This is a genomic window from Mesorhizobium sp. M7A.F.Ca.CA.001.10.2.1, assembly GCF_003998575.1.
GTDB lineage: Bacteria > Pseudomonadota > Alphaproteobacteria > Rhizobiales > Rhizobiaceae > Mesorhizobium.
In genome coordinates this window covers 1-16,590 of record NZ_RZQY01000057.1, presented here as the reverse complement: position 1 = coordinate 16,590, position 16,590 = coordinate 1, and the positions used below count along the sequence as shown (strand labels likewise).

The 16,590-nt window shown below is 59.1% G+C and carries 15 protein-coding genes and 1 pseudogene; all 16 read right to left on the bottom strand.

Translation table 11 applies throughout. From position 1 onward, the window contains the following. On the bottom strand, positions 1–294 hold a 294-nt coding region (gene fdxB, locus EN964_RS06220; protein WP_206518522.1), incomplete at its 3' end, for a ferredoxin III, nif-specific. Next, a complete protein-coding gene (locus EN964_RS06215; protein ID WP_373565054.1) occupies positions 291–428 on the bottom strand; it encodes a CCE_0567 family metalloprotein in 138 nt (45 codons plus the stop codon). The genes EN964_RS06215 and fdxB, both read right to left, overlap by 4 nt. A 111-nt stretch (positions 429–539) precedes the next feature. Beyond that, on the bottom strand, positions 540–983 hold the full coding sequence (locus tag EN964_RS06210; RefSeq protein ID WP_245456756.1) for a DUF269 domain-containing protein: 444 nt from the start codon (positions 981–983) through the stop codon (positions 540–542). Positions 984–1,303: 320 nt separating this feature from the next. Continuing rightward, positions 1,304–2,449, bottom strand: a complete 1,146-nt coding sequence (locus EN964_RS06205) for a TlpA disulfide reductase family protein (RefSeq protein WP_127276251.1) — start codon at positions 2,447–2,449, stop codon at positions 1,304–1,306. A gap of 272 nt (positions 2,450–2,721) precedes the next feature. Beyond that, entirely contained in the window at positions 2,722–3,099 is a 378-nt protein-coding gene (locus EN964_RS06200; RefSeq protein WP_024505270.1) for a hypothetical protein, read from the bottom strand. Between the two features lie 13 nt (positions 3,100–3,112). Next, positions 3,113–4,411, bottom strand: coding sequence for a lysine N(6)-hydroxylase/L-ornithine N(5)-oxygenase family protein (locus EN964_RS06195; protein WP_063169368.1), 1,299 nt, complete (start codon positions 4,409–4,411; stop codon positions 3,113–3,115). Positions 4,412–5,253: 842 nt separating this feature from the next. Then, complete coding sequence (locus tag EN964_RS06190) at positions 5,254–6,126, bottom strand: universal stress protein (protein ID WP_063169369.1); 873 nt, start codon at positions 6,124–6,126, stop codon at positions 5,254–5,256. A 95-nt stretch (positions 6,127–6,221) separates the two neighbouring features. After that, positions 6,222–7,037, bottom strand: a complete 816-nt coding sequence (locus EN964_RS06185) for a response regulator transcription factor (RefSeq protein WP_063169370.1) — start codon at positions 7,035–7,037, stop codon at positions 6,222–6,224. Then, positions 7,034–7,513, bottom strand: a complete 480-nt coding sequence (locus EN964_RS06180; RefSeq protein WP_024505267.1) for a NifX-associated nitrogen fixation protein — start codon at positions 7,511–7,513, stop codon at positions 7,034–7,036. The genes EN964_RS06185 and EN964_RS06180 overlap by 4 nt, the downstream gene beginning before the upstream one ends. 16 nt (positions 7,514–7,529) lie before the next feature. After that, entirely contained in the window at positions 7,530–8,027 is a 498-nt protein-coding gene (nifX, locus tag EN964_RS06175; RefSeq protein WP_063169371.1) for a nitrogen fixation protein NifX, read from the bottom strand. Next, entirely contained in the window at positions 8,024–9,376 is a 1,353-nt protein-coding gene (gene nifN, locus EN964_RS06170; protein ID WP_024505265.1) for a nitrogenase iron-molybdenum cofactor biosynthesis protein NifN, read from the bottom strand. Before nifN ends, nifX begins: the two co-directional genes overlap by 4 nt. Before the next feature lie 8 nt (positions 9,377–9,384). Continuing rightward, entirely contained in the window at positions 9,385–10,869 is a 1,485-nt protein-coding gene (nifE, locus tag EN964_RS06165; protein ID WP_024505264.1) for a nitrogenase iron-molybdenum cofactor biosynthesis protein NifE, read from the bottom strand. A gap of 61 nt (positions 10,870–10,930) precedes the next feature. Next, positions 10,931–12,472 (bottom strand): nitrogenase molybdenum-iron protein subunit beta, encoded by a 1,542-nt coding sequence (gene nifK, locus EN964_RS06160; protein WP_024505263.1) that lies wholly within the window; start codon positions 12,470–12,472, stop codon positions 10,931–10,933. A gap of 129 nt (positions 12,473–12,601) precedes the next feature. Beyond that, a complete protein-coding gene (gene nifD, locus EN964_RS06155; protein WP_024505262.1) occupies positions 12,602–14,104 on the bottom strand; it encodes a nitrogenase molybdenum-iron protein alpha chain in 1,503 nt (500 codons plus the stop codon). Between the two features lie 87 nt (positions 14,105–14,191). Then, positions 14,192–15,085, bottom strand: coding sequence for a nitrogenase iron protein (gene nifH, locus EN964_RS06150; protein ID WP_024505261.1), 894 nt, complete (start codon positions 15,083–15,085; stop codon positions 14,192–14,194). A 1,097-nt stretch (positions 15,086–16,182) separates the two neighbouring features. After that, positions 16,183–16,379: pseudogene (locus tag EN964_RS38380) on the bottom strand (7-carboxy-7-deazaguanine synthase QueE); the annotation flags it as partial. Between the last annotated feature and the right edge of the window lie 211 nt (positions 16,380–16,590).

Genomic DNA, 16,590 nt, shown 5'->3' with positions numbered 1-16,590 from the left:
AACATGCGTCTGGCAGTTCTTGGGGCAGACGCGGCCGCAGGCTCCGCAGCCTATGCAGCGGCCGGCATCATCGACAACCATGATCATGCGATTGAGCTTGCCGTCGAAATCGTCGTCCTCGTCATCGCAGGGGCCGAGGATTTCACCCGCATCATCAACGCCGTGAAGATGCATCACATCGCGCGAGCAGACCTTGAAACAACGGCAGCAGCCGATGCAGGTCTTGCTATCGATGGAGGTCAGGTACGACGGCATCCAAATGGAGCCGTCACGGGTGGTGAATGTGCGCATCATCCTAAATTCTTCATTGAAGCGAGTTCTCTCTTGGCAACATCCAACTCGGCATAAACGGCTTGGGTTTTCTCGGCGACTTCCTGTATGTCGGCCCACTTGCCCGGCAGACCCTCGACGAGGTCCTGCAATGCCATCTTGGCAATAGCTGCACGCAACTGGAGCTTTCAGACTTTCTTCCTCATCTTATCTAGGTCTGACATAGATCCTTCCTGGAACAATGGTTTCTTGATGCGCTCCATCTCGGGCTAGGCTTCAATGGCTGCAGTCGCATCGTCGACCAGTTTCGTACCGGCCTCAGCAAGTTTGCGGAAAGTCTCGAAGCCGAACCGGTGGACGTCTCGACAGAACGCCCAACCGCTGGAAACCCGCAGGGGCTTCATTCCAATTATTGGCGACGTCGACACGCCGGAGCGCTCCTCGATCGCAAGCGCTACGGCGGTGTAAAACATGTCGAGCCTCCACAGCGCGTCAGGATCGGGATCGCCGCCAAAGGGTACCGCACGTTGCTGTTGCTTGGTGATGATGAACTCGGCCAGCAGCTCGGCATCCGAATGGCCTTCCCATAAGCCGAAGGAATCCTGAGTACGAATGAGCCGCAGGAGGCATTTGACGAACGGGGAAGCAAGGGCCTCGTCGTCCCCGTGGACAGCAGGGCCAACCGGTTCATGAGGAATTTCGCTTTTCCCCAATTTCAGTACTCCTCTTGAAGGACGATCTCTTTTTCTGCGATGTGTGGTTCGGGCGCTTGCGTGGGCGGGGAATGGCTTGGGCGAGCCGATCCCACGCAACAGTGTCCCGTGGCCGACCTCGAGCACGTCCACCAATGCGAGACCTTTCACCGCGGCGCGAACGCCTGCGCCGCGGTTCGACCCGAGGTAAACGCAATGGAAATTCCACCTGCCGCAAGCCGCGCACTTTTGCGGCATCGACGTTATTGCTGCGAAGTGCGCCTGGGCGGGCGGATTGGCCAGTGTTCAATTCCAATTGTCAGTCCCTTCGCGATTCTTGCTCAGGAAGTGACTTCGTTTTGAGTTTCGGGTGCCTTCTTTTGCGGAGCCACACAAAGATCCGCGTGACAGGCAGGCTCACCCGTGTAGTTGGCCAGGGCTTGGAGCAACGAGGTGAGGTAGCGCTGTTTGGTTTGGTCCGGCACTGGCTCCGAATGGTCCAGCGATTTGATTGCCACCTCGATCAACTCGATCGCCCGGTCCTTGTTGCCGCTCTCGTAATAATACTGAGCGACCGGAAAGTAACACCCGAATTTAAAGTCTCCATCGCCTTGCGGAGGATTAAGTTCCAGGATCTGTTCGGAGAGCTCCTTGCCCATCGCAAAGCGATCATCATGCGGAAGATGGGAGTTGTCGATCGTGGGATGGAAGAGTTGGTTCAGCGCCATCACCACCCAAGACATCGCTTCGAACTTTTTGTTGATCGCGTCCTCGACCAATTCGCGCATAAGCGGCAAGCCGGTTTTGATGTCGCGCAGCTTGTGAAGCAGAATATCCGCATGAACCCGCCGAAAATCAAAAGAGTCTGGCATCACGGCGAGGCCTTCTTCGATGGCCAATAGTGCCGCTGCCCAATCCTCGTCCTGCATCGCCGGCCCAAGTTTGGCGTATATCGGCTGACTCAGCGACGATTCGCGCACACGCGAGATTCGCTTTGCATCGACGGCTTTCGCTTCATAGCTGCTGCGCCAGCTGCCGTTAAGGACTTTCGGCAAAACGTCATCGAGAGGTGCCGGGTGGCCGATATAAGCGATGTGGCCGTCGCGGTCGACCACGAACGAGGTGGGAATCCCGAACGAAGAGCTGGGTTCCAGCCAGAGCTTTTTCATTTCGCCAGTGCAATCGAACGCTGTCCGATAATTCAGATTCGGGAACTTCTCGGTCAGCCAGGCATCCACGTTGGTCCGCGCTTCGTCCGCGGTTGCAGCCTTTTCGCAAGCTGCGACTCCGATAATCTCAAATCCGCTGTCTTTATATTTCTCCTGCAGTTCGATCAAATGGGGCATGGCGTGGACACATGGTCGGCACCAAGTCGCCCAAAATTCAACGAGGTAGACCTTGCCGGGCCGAAGGCTCGTGAGGGGCTCGCCACGCAGCCAGTTCTCCACTTTCAGCGCAGGAGCCGGGGACCCCATACGCAGTTCCATCTTGGTGTCCAAAGTCATTCCACACCTTTCGTCTCTTTTGTCGCGGAATATTTTCCAGTCAAAATCGGACACGGTCTCGAGGGCATTGCTCCCTCTCGCTTGCTTCAGCGGAGCTCTCACCGTGTTGCCGCACATCAAGCACGGCAAAGGGCATGCCAACCCTTCTTAGCTTCGGCAAGCGCCGGTACCGCCTTGAATAAGCGAGCCCTAACACGGCCAGCTGACGTTAACCTGAATGTCGGCTTTCGACGGCTCACCTTAGCGGCTGCCGTTTAGGAAGGTGAGAGTTTGGCTGGCCCGCTGGCGATAAGACCGGCTTCGGCGTCCTGGAGTAGTCGCACTTCGGCGATGGGGTCGAAAGTGCGGGAGAGGCTCGGTACCCTTGCAGCCACCGCCGCATGTGGCCCGGCGTCATAATTCGCGTCGCGGTTGCCAACGGCGGCGTTGGGCTCGATCCACGTGGCGTTGAGCCCGACAGCACGTAAAGCTGCATCGTGATTGAATGCCCTTTGCTGTTTCACGCCAAGCAGGAGTCGCGCGACGCTACCTTGCTCAAGCGCGAGCAGAGCGATCTGACGCCGTAGGAATATTGCTCGTCCCGCTTTTGCCGCCAGAGGCGGAAATCTTTCCTGAATGCCACCGCCGATCATCAATATCGACGAATCATATCCCGCTGCCCATTTGTTCGACTCCGAGGTCGGGCCAGCACTCCGTCAAGGGACGGTTGATGAACCCTAGATGCTCGGGATTGGCGCATGGCGCGCGCCGCAGAAGGCTGTCAAGGATGCGGCGCGCTCGCCAGGCCAGCAGCCCAAAGTTCGGATCAGCCAGCCCGCGCTGTCCAAGGCAGGCGTTCTGAACGAAAAGGCGTCGGTCTCGCGGTCCGTCCCAGTACACCGAAAAATCCTCGCCGATGGCGAGCTCATTGCCGATCTGTTCGAGGCGATCTGCGATCGGTTCTAGGAAACCCGGCAGCGGTTTCTCGTACCCGGTGGCCAGGATGACGATATCGGCGGTTACTTCTCCGATGTTGTCCAAGCCGCGTTGCAGCGTGAGCCTGTGCCCTGCTCCGGCATTGATGCAGCGCGACACGTTGCAACTTGGCCGCAATGTGATCTCGCATTGGTGTGGCTCGAGAAAGGCGTGGTGGTAGAGCGCCTGATAGACCGCGCGCAACTTGCTTTCTGAAATGCCCTCGGAGGCAAGCGCGAAACGCCGCAGGAACAGCTGTCGATGCACCTCGCTCATCGCAGCAAAACGATCCGAGAAGCATGGCGTGAACAGCCCGTTTGTGAACGCGTGGTCGTCGAAAGGCATCTCGCGCGTCAAGACCCATGTGATCGCCGCGGGCCGCCGTTCTTTCGGCCGGCCGACAAGGTGCAGTAGCAGCTCGGCTCCCGACTGTCCGCCGCCAACAACGCAGACATGCTTTTTTTGCACCTCAGGATTGATGTGGGCCAACTCAGATGAGTGGAACAGGTTGGGTCCAGTCCAGCCATGAAACTGAGGCGGAATTTGCGCCTGCTTGCCTATGTCGATGACGAGGTTTCTTGCATCAAGGACCGCGTTGTCCGTCCGCACGCGAAACTCGCCGTCAAAGCGGATTTCGCGAACGGCCTCGCCGCCACGGACAAGCGGATTCTTCTGGAACGCCCAGTTGAGATATTGGGCGAACTCGGCTCTAAGCACCCCGTGAAATTGCGCATTGAGGAAATTGTAAAGACGCCCGTTCTCGTGGAGGTAGTTTACGAATGTGTAGGCTGATCGCGGATTGACCAGAGTAACCAGATCCTGGAAGTGGCCGACCTGGAGCTCCGCGCAATCGAAAGCGCTGCCTGGATGTCCTCGGAAATCGACCTCCCGGTCCAGGAACAGTGCCCCTTGCGCAATCTCTTCCTGTATCTGACACGCAAGGCTCAAATTAGATGGTCCAGCACCCACACCAATACAAAAGAGGTCCACTTATCCTTACTCCTCTAGGAGTGTTTTCCAACTCAGCGGCATGTTGACGTCGATTGCCGGGCATTGAGCAATGCGAACCTCACAGGCATGCTTGAGCCGCGGTCCCGACTGAGAGGACAGCAAAAGCGTGTGCCGCCTTCCAGGTCTTGGGCTCAATGTCGGCGGCATCGACAGCGGCGCGGCGTGATCCGAACCCAAGAGCAGAAGGAAAGTGTGTGATGCTGTCGCGCGGCTCTTCCGGATCTTACGGCGGCTTCTAGCGCCGGCCTCCACCCCAGGAGTGGCTGTTTCCCTGCCACGACGGAAGCGGCTCTTTCTTTCGAGGGGCGTAACCATGGATAACGGCTCTTAATGCTTTCGGAGACTCCCATGCATGCGGCGTGCCGGATAAAGACCTGTCAAACCAACGAGTTCGCGCAGTTCCAGCTCGTCTGGAATCCGACATTGTCGCACGCCCGACGATCGGGCAGGGGAAGCTCCGCGGCAGCGGCCCTTGCACACCGCAGGCTGACAGGGACAGCCGCCGATTTGACGCGCGTCCGGGTACTGATAAGGGGCCTTCCAACAGGGTTCGCGCACGAGGCGGGGTCTCCTGGTACACCCGCCCTGTGGCTTGGCTGCGGTCTGCTGCAGCCGTTCGTCTTTACTGCCCGTTGCGGACGATCTCGCACGAGTTGGTTCACGAGAGCGTCGTGAAGCAGTCGAGGCGTCCGGTTTGGCTCTGACAAGCGTCGCAAGATGTTCGCGGATCCAGCCATGTCTCCGCAATCCGACCGGTAACCGACGACGACTTCGGACTGGTTGGCGGTCCTACGACCTGATCGGTGTTCCTACGGAGCTGATCAGCGAGCCAAAAACAGCGGCAATGTGGTCTTCCCAAAGCTCCAGCTCGGCGGACCGCCGAAAATCCGCTCACGCAGCCCACGGCTGCCATAAGCACCCATAACCATCATGTCAGCACAGATGTCGTTCGCGTGCTGGGTCAGCACTGTGCCCGCCGATTTGCCGGCGCTCTTAAGCAGGTCAACGGAGACCCGAGCACCGTGCCGAGTAAGATAGGCAGCGATGTCAGCTCCAGACTGCGCGCCTTTCCCGTTGTTTTGCGCCTTTGGATCGACCATAGCGACACAGACTTCCTTGGCAGCGGATAGGATACTAAGAGCTTCCCGAACCGCACGCGAGGCCTCTACACGCGAATCCCAGCCGACCAGCACGCGTCGAGGCGACAGCGTCGCCTTAACGCCCTTCGGCACGATGAGCACCGGCTTTCCGCTATCGAACAAGCAGCCGTTGACAACAGGAGGTCCGAGAGTCTCATCGTTGAGGAGGTCTCCTCCAACGATCGTCAGGTCAGCGCAGAGCGCCCGCTGTCGTGCCACTTCACCGAGGCTAGCCGGATCGCAATAGTCGGTGTCAACGTCACAGGAAAGCGACATAGCTTTCAGCCTTTTGAGGATATCCGCGGACCGTCTTTCCATTCTGGTCACGTCCTGTGAAAATTTCTCGATTTGCTGAAATCGATAGTTCGGTACTGCAATTGCCTGTGCACGTCCTGTATTCCATTCGGGGGGCGGAGACGACATCAAGAGCAATGGAGGCGGTATAATGAGTACCGATAGGTGCGCGCCGACCTCGGCACACAGTCCGGCAGCTGTTGTGAGGTCCTCATCAGAATGATCAGCACCCGTCACACTGAATATGCTTTTAAATTCCATTTGCCTGCTTCTCCTGGTCTTCGTTAGGAGCGCCTCAAAGCGGCAACACCGCTCTCAGGAGGAAGAGAGAGCGGCACCACGTTCGATCACCGATTTCAGTCGTCCGGCTTCTCGAGCGAGTAGCCGGCCGACCTGACGGTGCGAATGACGCTGCCGGGCAAGGCCGTTTTCAGCGCCCTCCTGATTCGGCTGATATGGACATCGACGGTGCGTGCACCGACATGAATGTTGGGCAGCCAGGCCGCCCCGATAAGCTCGTCCCGGCTGAAGACCTTGCCGGGGGCCTCAATCATAAGCCGCAGCACGTTGAAATCGATCCGTCCGAGATGGATGTCGTGGCCATTACCGCGAACCCGATGGGCATCGAGCTTCATCTCCAGGCCTCCACAACAAATCCAACTGTCGTTTTCAACCCCGTTCGGACCACGCTTGGTCAGCCCGAGCCTCGCCCGCAGGCAGTCGAGCAGCTTGGCCGGAGCCACCGGCCGCACAAAGCTCTCAACGCCTGCCTTCAAGAGATCGAGGTGCTGGTGCTCGGCGCCAGGCGCGATCAGGGCGATGATAGGCAGGTCGGTGGTGCGCGGTTCCCGCTTGAGGTGGGCGCAAATTGCGGACCCGTTTATGCTGGCTGGGTCGCAATCCAGCACTACGGCCTGAAGCTCCCGTTGTTCGGCCAAGGCCAGCGCAGCCTTCGCGCCGTCTGCCGTCTCACTGCTGAAACCGTCAACCTCCAGTATGTGGCTGTAGAGCAGATAGAACTCGGCATCTTGCGAGCAGATCAGGACCAGCGGCTTCTTCATCGGCGATACCCCAACAACCTGGTCGGCCTCGAGTCCCTGGATCGAGGGGACTGGCCAACATAGTTTCTCGGGTCCGTCATGATGGCCTTTCTCGAAAATCGCGCCCATCATGCCAGCGCCACGTGGGGAAAGGTTTCGATGACTGAAATCGCATCGTCGACCAGCTTCGTACCGGCCGTGGCGAGCTTCAGGAGCGTCTCGAAGCCAAACCGGTGGACATCGCGCAGCGTTTTGGACAAAACGACCAGCCGTCCGGTCGTGAAAAGCACCCGACCAAAACCCTCATGGCTCACCTGGATCATCGGCGATGCCATAAGGCCGCAGCGCTCCTCGATCGCAAGCCCGATGGCGGCGTAGTACTTGTCGAGCCTCCACAGCACGTCGGGATCGGGATCTCCGATGATTGGGATCCCTCGGCGCTGTTCCTTGGTAATGATGAAGTCGCCCAGCAGCTCAGCGTCCGCTTTGCGTTCCCACGAGCCATAGGAATCCTGAGAACGGATCAGCCGCACGAGGCATTTGACGAACGGGGTGCAAAGAGCCGCCTCGTCTTCGGCGACAGCTGGGGGGATTGCGGGGTCAGGCATTGGCGTCCTCCTCTTTTCAGTCCTCGTCCTCGAAGGACGGTTTCTTTTCGGCAATGCCCGCTCGCGCCAGCACCTTGCGCAGCCAAGGCGGAGGACACGTCCTGAGCATCATCTGCGTGCGCAAGAGCACCTGTGGGATCGATTGGGGCTCCGCCACTTTGATCGGGTGGATTTTTGCCGCGACAAGCTTGGCTGCCGAAGGGCCGCCAATTGCCAGACAAAACAGGATCTGACAGCCCTTGAGCGCATCCACCTTTGGCGTGATGCGATCATCGCGCTCGGCCCGATGCTCCCCGCTTTCATCGGACACGTCATCGAAGGCCACGGCTTCTACGAGATTCCATTCCTCGCGCGTCACGTCGTAGACAGCAAAGCGCCTGGCCGACCCGAAATGGGCGTTGAGGTCCTGCATGTCCTGAGTGGCGATCGCAACGCGCAATGCGCCCTTACGTCGTTCAGGCATCGGGGCGAAAACCTCACTACTGACCAGCGAGAGGCGGCGAACAGCGTTCATCGTGATATTTCTCGATTACGGAGTGGATCAAGCGCCTCAGGAGTGGGCGCGTGTTGGTTGGCCTGGAAGATGCTGGCGACCTCGAAGATCATGTCGCGGGTGCCCTGATAGAGAATTGCGAGCTTGTGCTGGCTGCCTAGTCGATCGAAGACCGGGAACCCGATGCGCATGAGCGGAATTCGGAGCCGCTCCGATGCTTGGCGCCCGTGCGAATGCGTGACAAGCAGGTCAGCACCGACGGCAAGACTTTCCAGATCGCCGAGATCGCCGATCTGAACCGAAACCGCCGGGACTTTCTCGAGAATTTTAGACCTGTCGGTCGTTGTGACGGCCGCGGCTATCTCGGAGCCGAGGCCAGCAAAGAAGGTCGCAAGTTGGAACAGCTGGTCTGGTTCGGCAGCGATGGCAATTTTCTTGCCGCCGAAATGGAAATGTCCGTCGAGCATCGCGTCCTGCAATTGCGCCCGGCGCCGGCGCACGCGGGCCGGTACCGCCGCGCCCGAAATCGCAGACAGCAGCGACACGAAGCGGTCCGTGTCCTGCAGCCCAGTCAGTGACTGGAACAACACGTAAGGCACGCCGGTCAACCCGTGCAGCGCTTTCGCCGGGCGGCGCATGTGCTCACCGATGGCGATGCATTGCATGGCCGTGCCCAACTCGCGAATGTCTTCGACGCTGGTGCCGCCGTATGTGGTCGCTACCCAGCGGTCAGGAACCGTACCGTCGAGCGAGCCTGAAATGTCGGGCAGAATAACCGGCTTGAGCCCAAAGCTTTCAACCATGTCACGCATATGCTCGATGTCGGCGACAGTGAGGTTGCATCCGGGCAGGATCGCGATCTTCTTCGGCTGCCGCGCACGTTCGCCCGAGCCTGTAATCCCTTTGATCATTGCGGTGACTGCCTTGGCCCAGCCCTCTTCGATCGCGCCGTCAAAATCCGGCGTGTTGGCCAGCACGACCTCCGTACCCGCAAGCTCTTGCGTGTGCTTCAGCTTGATGTTCGCAATATCACTCGCGCAATCTTCGCCACGCGTCTCCACCAGCGCGGTCGTGCACACCCCGATCAGCTTTGGCTTCGTGCGGTTCTTGAGGTTGAGGATGGCTTCTTCAAGATGGTCGGCAGCGCCGAGGATGGTCGCCACCTCATCCATCGCTGTTGTCTGCAATGGAATCGTTTCTTTGAAGTGCCGTACGAAGAGCACGAGCGCGAAGCTTGTGCATCCCTGGCTGCCGTGGAACAGCGGCATCGCGCCGTCGACCCCAAGAAAGGCAAAGGCGGCACCCAGCGGCTGCGACGACTTCAGCGGGTTCACCGCCGCGGATTTGGTCTGGGGAAGGATGCGGGCCATCGGTCGCCTCAACACTCGCTGAACTCGTGTGCCGTCGCGCCGGCGAATTCATCGAACAGGTGCCCGGACTCCTTCTTCGTGCATGGCAGTTCGTCTTTTAGATCAGGCTGGCAATCCCACGGGGCCGGCTGGCGCACCTGAGACCAGACCGGATTGTGAATGGCGAGGTCGATCTGGCGTACGAGTTCCACCATGCCGGCATAGCCGGCATAAGGGTGCTGGCGCTCCTGGTTGATATCGAGCCAGGGCGTCTTGGCCTTGAGCGCAATGAATTGCGTGCGACCGCCCGACAGCATGATATCGGCCCTGTGTTCAGAGAGCATGGCGTACAGCTCGCGCGCAGCCATGTATTCGAACATATGCTTGTCGTGCTTGAGAACTTGTTTGATGCGCTCCTTGTCCTGCACCGTAGATTTCTTGACCGAGGTGCCGACGATCTCGATTCCGATCTCCATCAGCGCACGGACAACCGACCAGGACTTCACACCGCCTGTGTTGAGCAGCACGCGCTTGCCTTGGAGCCTTTGCCGGTAGGATTCGAGTTTCTTCCACGCGATCGCCTCCTGCTGCGCGATCAGCGTCTCCGTGCGCTCGAGGATCTCCGGATCGGCGCCCTTCCTCACCAGCAGCCTGACAAGGTTGCGAAGAGCTTGCGATGTGTCGGAGATGCCATAGAAGGAGCCCTCGAAGAACGGGATGTCCCAGCGCTCCTCCATCTTGCGGGCAAGACTGATCAGCGCGGTCGAGCACACGATCATTGCCGCCCGGGCGCGGTGCGCGGAAGCAATGTCGCGGTAACGCGCATCGCCGGGAATGCAGGCGCGCACCCGGATGCCGAGCCGATCGAGGAGCGGCTTTACAAGCCAGAATTCGCCCGAGAGGTTGAATTCGCCAAGGATGTTGATGTCGTAGGGCCCGGGGTCGTCGGGTTCGACCGTGCCGATGACATGATCGAGCAACGCCTCGGCGGCGAGCTTGTTGCCGAGGTTCTTGGAGCCTGCCAGGCCAGGCGCATTGATCGGCACCACGGCCAAACCGAACTTTTCCGTGGCGCGTTTGCACACGGCCTCGATGTCGTCACCGATCAGCGCCGTTACGCAAGTTGAGTAAACGAAGATCGCCGGCGGCGCGTATGTGTGCTTGATCTCGCGGATCGCCTTGAAGAGTTTCCGCTCGCCCTGCCCCATCACCAGGTCGAGTTCGGTGAGGTCGGTCGTGAAGCTTGTCCGCCACAAGGTCGGCCCTGACGAAACCGCACCACGGTTGTCCCAAGAATTGCCCTCGCAGGCGAGCGGCGCATGGACCAGATGCGCAACGTCGGTGATCGGCTGCAGGACGATCTTGGCTCCGTCAAAGGCGCAGCCGCCGGCTGCCGCCCCTGGTGTCAGCGACTTCGAGCAGCCCTCCTTGCGCGCCTTGGCATCTTTGCCACGGTTCTTATCGCAGGCGGGCTCATCGAAGGCGTCCTTGATTTTGGCGCTGAGGGAGGACATCGCTCAGCCTCCCCAGTCCATTGGGCAAGGAATGGCCTCGGCGAAAAGCCGGCCACGGCTCTTAGCGCGTGAGGTCATAGGAATAATCCGTCACACCCGTCTCGCTCGTCTCGCGATCGAGTTTGTCGAAGATCTTGTCGAGGATCGTCGTCAGCACGCGCAACGCGCCCTGGTAGCCAAAGAGCGCAAAGCGGTGATGATGGTGCCGATCGAAGATCGGAAACATCAGCCGGATCAGCGGCGTTCCGGTGTCGCGCTCCAGGTACTTGCCGTAGGAATTGCCGATCAAAAGGTCCACCGGCTCGGTAAAGAGCAGCGAGCGCAGCGCCCACAGGTCCTTGCCCGCCCAAACCTGGGCAGCCTTGCCGAAAGGCGAGGATGCTAGCAGCTTCTTCAAATCGGCTTCCCATGCCGAGGTGCCATTGGTGGCGAGGCAATGGGTTGGCTCGCCGCCGGTCTCCATGACAAAGCGGGCCATTGCGTGAACGAAGTCGGGATCACCGTAGATGGCGTATTTCTTACCATGCAGCCAGGATTGGCTGTCCGCCATGGCGTCTACCAGTCGGCCGCGCTCGAGGCGAATTGCCTCGGGAATCTCCTTGCCGGAAATCGCCGCGACCTCCATCAGGAATTCGTCCGTCGCCTGAACGCCGAGCGGATAGTGGAACGAGGCCGTCGCCTGCCCGACCTCCTCGCAATAGCCCAGTGTCTTTCGGGTGTTGTGATGCTGCAGCGAAAGCGTTGCCTCGGCGTTGAGGGCCTTCTTCACCTCGTTGATCTTCGTGCCCCCGTCATACATGCGGTATTCACCGTCCGAAGGCGTATCGAACTGGTCAGAGGCATCCTGGATCAATGTATAGGACACGCCCATTACATCGAGCAGGCGCTTGAGCTCCCGGTTGTTGCCGACGCAGAAGCCGTCGAAGCCCGGAATGATGTTGATGGTTCCTTCGATTTGCGTACGCTCCTGACCTTTCCAGAAGTGCTCCAAAATGCCTTTGACCATGTTGTCATAGCCGTCGACATGACTGCCAACGAAGGCCGGGGTGTGGGCAAAGGGCACGTCGAAGTCGCGCGGGACTGAATCTTCGTCCTTGGCGTTCTGGATGAAGCTGTGCAGGTCGTCGCCAATGACCTCTGCCATACAGGTCGTCGACACGGCAATCATCTTGGGGTCGTAGAGCTGGTAGGTGTTGGCGAGCCCGTCGACCATGTTCTTCAGGCCGCCAAACACCGCCGCATCCTCGGTCATTGAGGAGGAGACCGCCGCGGCAGGCTCCTTGAAATGGCGCGACAGGTGCGAGCGGTAATAGGCGACGCAACCTTGGCTGCCGTGGACGAAGGACATGGTTCGCTCGAAGCCGGCGGCAGCGAATACCGCACCCAGCGGCTGGCAGGCCTTGGCCGGGTTCACGACAAGCGCTTTGCGGGCGAGGTTCTTTTCGCGGTATTCCCACGTCTGGGTGAAATCGCGCTGATCGGAAACGATTTCATCGGGGTGCGGACATTCGAAGTTTAGCTTCTTCTCAGCGAGCATCTTTCTGTATTCCGGCTCGCGGAACAGGGGAGCGTGATCGAGAATTTTTTCAGCCGACTGCGGCATGATGATTACCTCTTTTGCATCTGGCTGCGCGGGACGGCAGCTCAGGACGTCAAGACGTTCCAGGCTCCGGCGGATCAGAGGCCGCGGGAGTTCACCGTCTCAGTGGGAGACTGGGGCTGAAGCAAATGTTTATTCGGCAGCCATCGCCCGCTCATCGCCCCGGCTTCTTTTCCAAGGCGCGTGGAATAGGTCCCAGACCGGGTTGTTAATGGCGAGATCCACATCACGTGCGAAAATGGCAAAGCCGTCGTAGCCGTGATACGGGCCTGAATAATCCCAGGAATGCATCTGGCGGAACGGTATGCCCATCTTCTGCACCGGGTATTTTTCTTTGATTCCCGAGCCGACCAGATTTGGGCGAATCCCTTCGATGAATTTCTCCAACTCATAGCCGGTCACGTCATCGTAGATCAGCGTGCCGTTCTTCACGTAGTGGCCGGTGCGCTGATAGTCGTCGCTGTGGGCGAATTCATAGCCGGTGCCCACGATGACCATGCCGAGGTCCTCGTAGGCCGTGACGACGTGGCGGGGGCGCAGGCCGCCGACATAGAGCATCACGGTATTTCCTTCCAGGCGCGACAGGTACTTGGCGATGACCGCATCAACAAGCGGCCTGTACTTGGCAATGACCTTTTCGGTCTTCTCCTCGATTTCCGGCCCAAAATGCTTGGCTATGTTGCGCAGAGAGGCTTCGATCTGGGAGGGACCGAAGAAATTGTACTCCATCCAGGCGACGCCATACTTTTCCTCCATATGCCGACAGATGTAATTCATCGACCGGTAGCAGTGGATAAGATTGAGCTTAGCCTTCGGGGCGCGCTCGATCTCTGCGAGTGTGGCGTCACCCGACCAGTTGCCAACCACGCGCAGCCCTATCTCCTCAAGCAGTATGCGCGAGGCCCAGGCATCGCCGCCGATATTGTAGTCGCCGATGACGTTGACGTCGTAGGGGCCGGCCTCGAACTTGACATCCTTTTTGTCGAAGACCCAATCCCGGATTGCATCATTGGCGATGTGGTGGCCAAGCGACTGCGAGACGCCGCGGAAGCCCTCGCAGCGTACCGGCACGATCGTCTTGTCATACTCCTTGGTCTTTTTGCGAGAAACGGCCTCGGTGTCATCGCCAATCAGGCCGATAGGGCATTCGGACTGCACGGTGATGCCGTTGTTGAGCGGAAACAAGACTTCAATCTCGTCAATGATCTGTTCCAGCTTCTTGTCGCCGCCGAAGACGATGTCCTTCTCCTGGAAATCGGAGGTGAACTGCATTGTCCCGAACGTGTCGACGCCCGTTGTACCGACGTAGTAGTTGCGGCGCTGCGACCAAGAATATTGGCCGCAGCCGACCGGGCCGTGCGAGATATGGACCATATCCTTGACTGGCCCCCACACCACGCCTTTCGAACCAGCATATGCACAGCCGCGAATCGTCATCACCCCCGGAATGGACTTGATGTTCGATTTGACGTCGCATTCGGAAAGGACCTCGCTTTCCCCGCCAGCCTCGTTGCCGCTCTTTGCGACGTTGAGGTGCTTCTTGCGGCGCTTCGCCGCCTTGTCGGGATAATGCGACAGCACCTCTTCGATAAGCTTCGCATGAAGAGCACCGTCATTCTCGTATTCCCGGCTCATGAGTCCCCCTTTCAAGGTTGGGTGACGCCTCAAAGAATAGGCGCCGTTCTCTGCAAGGCGCGCCGATTCATGGCAGCGCTAATGTCACTACTGGGCCGCCGCCTTCGCCGCTTCCTTGGAGTGAAGCTCGGCAAGCATCTGCTCGTCGGTCTTCATGATGCCGAAGTCGAGCAGCATCTCCTCCAGCTCCTCCATGGTGATCGGCGTCGGGATCGTACCCTGGCCCGAATTGGCGTGGATCTTCTCGGCCAGAGCGCGGTATTCCCCTGCCTGCTTTGAGTCCGGCGCGTACTGGATCACCGACATCTTCCTGAGTTCGGCATGTTGGACGATGTTGTCGCGGGGCACGAAGTGGATGAGCTTGGAATTCAATCGGCCAGCCAGTGCTTCGGCCAGATCGAGTTCGCGGTCGGTTTGACGTTCATTGCAGATCAGCCCGCCCAGCCGCACACCGCCCGAATGGGCATATTTGAGGATGCCCTTGGCGATGTTGTTGGCGGCATAGAGCGCCATCATCTCGCCGGACATGACGATATAGATCTCCTGGGCCTTGCCTTCGCGGATCGGCATGGCGAAGCCGCCGCATACCACGTCGCCGAGGACGTCATAGGAGACATAATCGACATCGTCATAAGCGCCATTCTCCTCGAGGAAATTGATCGAGGTGATGACGCCGCGGCCGGCGCAACCGACACCCGGCTCGGGGCCGCCGGACTCCACGCACTTGATGCCTCTGTAGCCCACCTTGAGCACGTCCTGGAGTTCGAGGTCTTCCACCGAGCCTTCCTGTGCGGCGAGATCCAGGACGGTATCCTGAGCTTTCGAATTCAGGATCAAGCGTGTGGAATCGGCTTTGGGGTCGCATCCTACGATGAGGATTCTCTGCCCGAGGTCGACAAGGGCAGCGAGCGTATTTTGGGACGTGGTGGACTTGCCGATGCCGCCTTTTCCGTAAAAGGCGATCTGACGCAGACCTGACATAATAGCTTTCCTTCCTTCGTTCTAATTATCGCGACTGCCCGCGACACAAGTGCCGATAGGCAGCTCGTGCCGCCTCACACCAAGCATCGCAAAAAGCGTACCAGCGTGATCGGCCGATCCCAGAAGAAACTTTGTCATTAAATTCCAGCCGCTTAGACGGCGGCAAAACGCGCGAACGGGCCTTTCAGGCGTCTGTCACGGACACGACAAAGCCGACACAGATTGTCGTGCGCCATCCAAACCGCCGTGTGTCGAGCTCGAAGCGGGAGAATGGGGAAGTTAGCCCAAAGCTGATGGCGAGACCATCGGAAGACATCGGCTCTTGTCTTTCCAGCCTGCCATTGATCGGGCGGTCGCTGGATGAGCAGGAGCCTGGGGCTTGACCGCGGCGCGGGTAGTTCAGGCAGGCTTACAGAGCGGGAACGCCGGCGGCCGATAGACATCCGCGCTTAACCTTTCATAGCCCGTCTACAAGTTGGTTCCGCCGACGCGCTATATGGAAGCCAAATAATTCAGTAGCTTAGCCGAGAGCATTGATTTTTTCAGAAAGATACGTGTTATACGCGTATGAACCGCCGAACCCATGGTCGGCGCCCTCATGCGCGTGAGACCCCGTTGTGGGCGAGGCTCGCGACTGGCTGCACGATCCTAGCCGGCCTGCTTGCCATTGAGTTTGGTCCCGCCGCGGTAGGCTGCGGCATCAAGGGCAACATCAGCTACAACACTGGCAAGAAGATTATCACGTTCTTGGACAGGAATCTTACTGGGAGACACGCATCAACCTATTGAAGGGCGAGCGGTGGTTTTGTTCAGAGGAAGCTGCACGAAAGGCGGGCGGGCGGGCTTCGAGAGGTTAGTGTCGCGGCAGCTTGCAGATCTGCCCACGGGGCCGCCACGATCGCAAAGTGTGTACAAAAGCGCCCTCTCTGCCGAACTGAACAGTGCTCACGGCCATAGCCTCGGATGAGCCCGACTGGCTTGACCTCTGCATGATGAGAGCAGCTTTTACACCAGGTGCGCAGCACATGTCTTTAACGAACGCATCGTCTTCAAGAATATAGAGAGCAATTCGGAAAACCGAGTAGTTGGCGGCGAAGCTAGGAGAAGGTATACACTACCCTCTTGTTACCCCAGAGTAGAACGTGCAGCTGCGGCAAGACGCGGGCTTCGAACCACCTGTCGCTGGTCACCTTTTCTACCAGCGGTTCCATGCGCATCATATTCCGTCGGACTCGACAGAGACGTCTTCATTACCACGGCGGGGCGGCGTGTGATTGCCGGGTTGCAGACAAACCTCGCCGCGACGTATTTGGGACGAGTGGTGTCGGCACCGAATCCCTATCATTTAGACTAGCCAGCTTGGGGAGCGCCGTCAGACCGCCAGACCGGAAGAGGAGGCTTCGCGCCAACTTGTGCCAAGAATGTTGGACCGTGCGGAACCGCTGGGGCGGCGCTCAACTCTGGCGCAGGATGAAGCGTCGATTGGGTGAATGAATAGGGCGCGC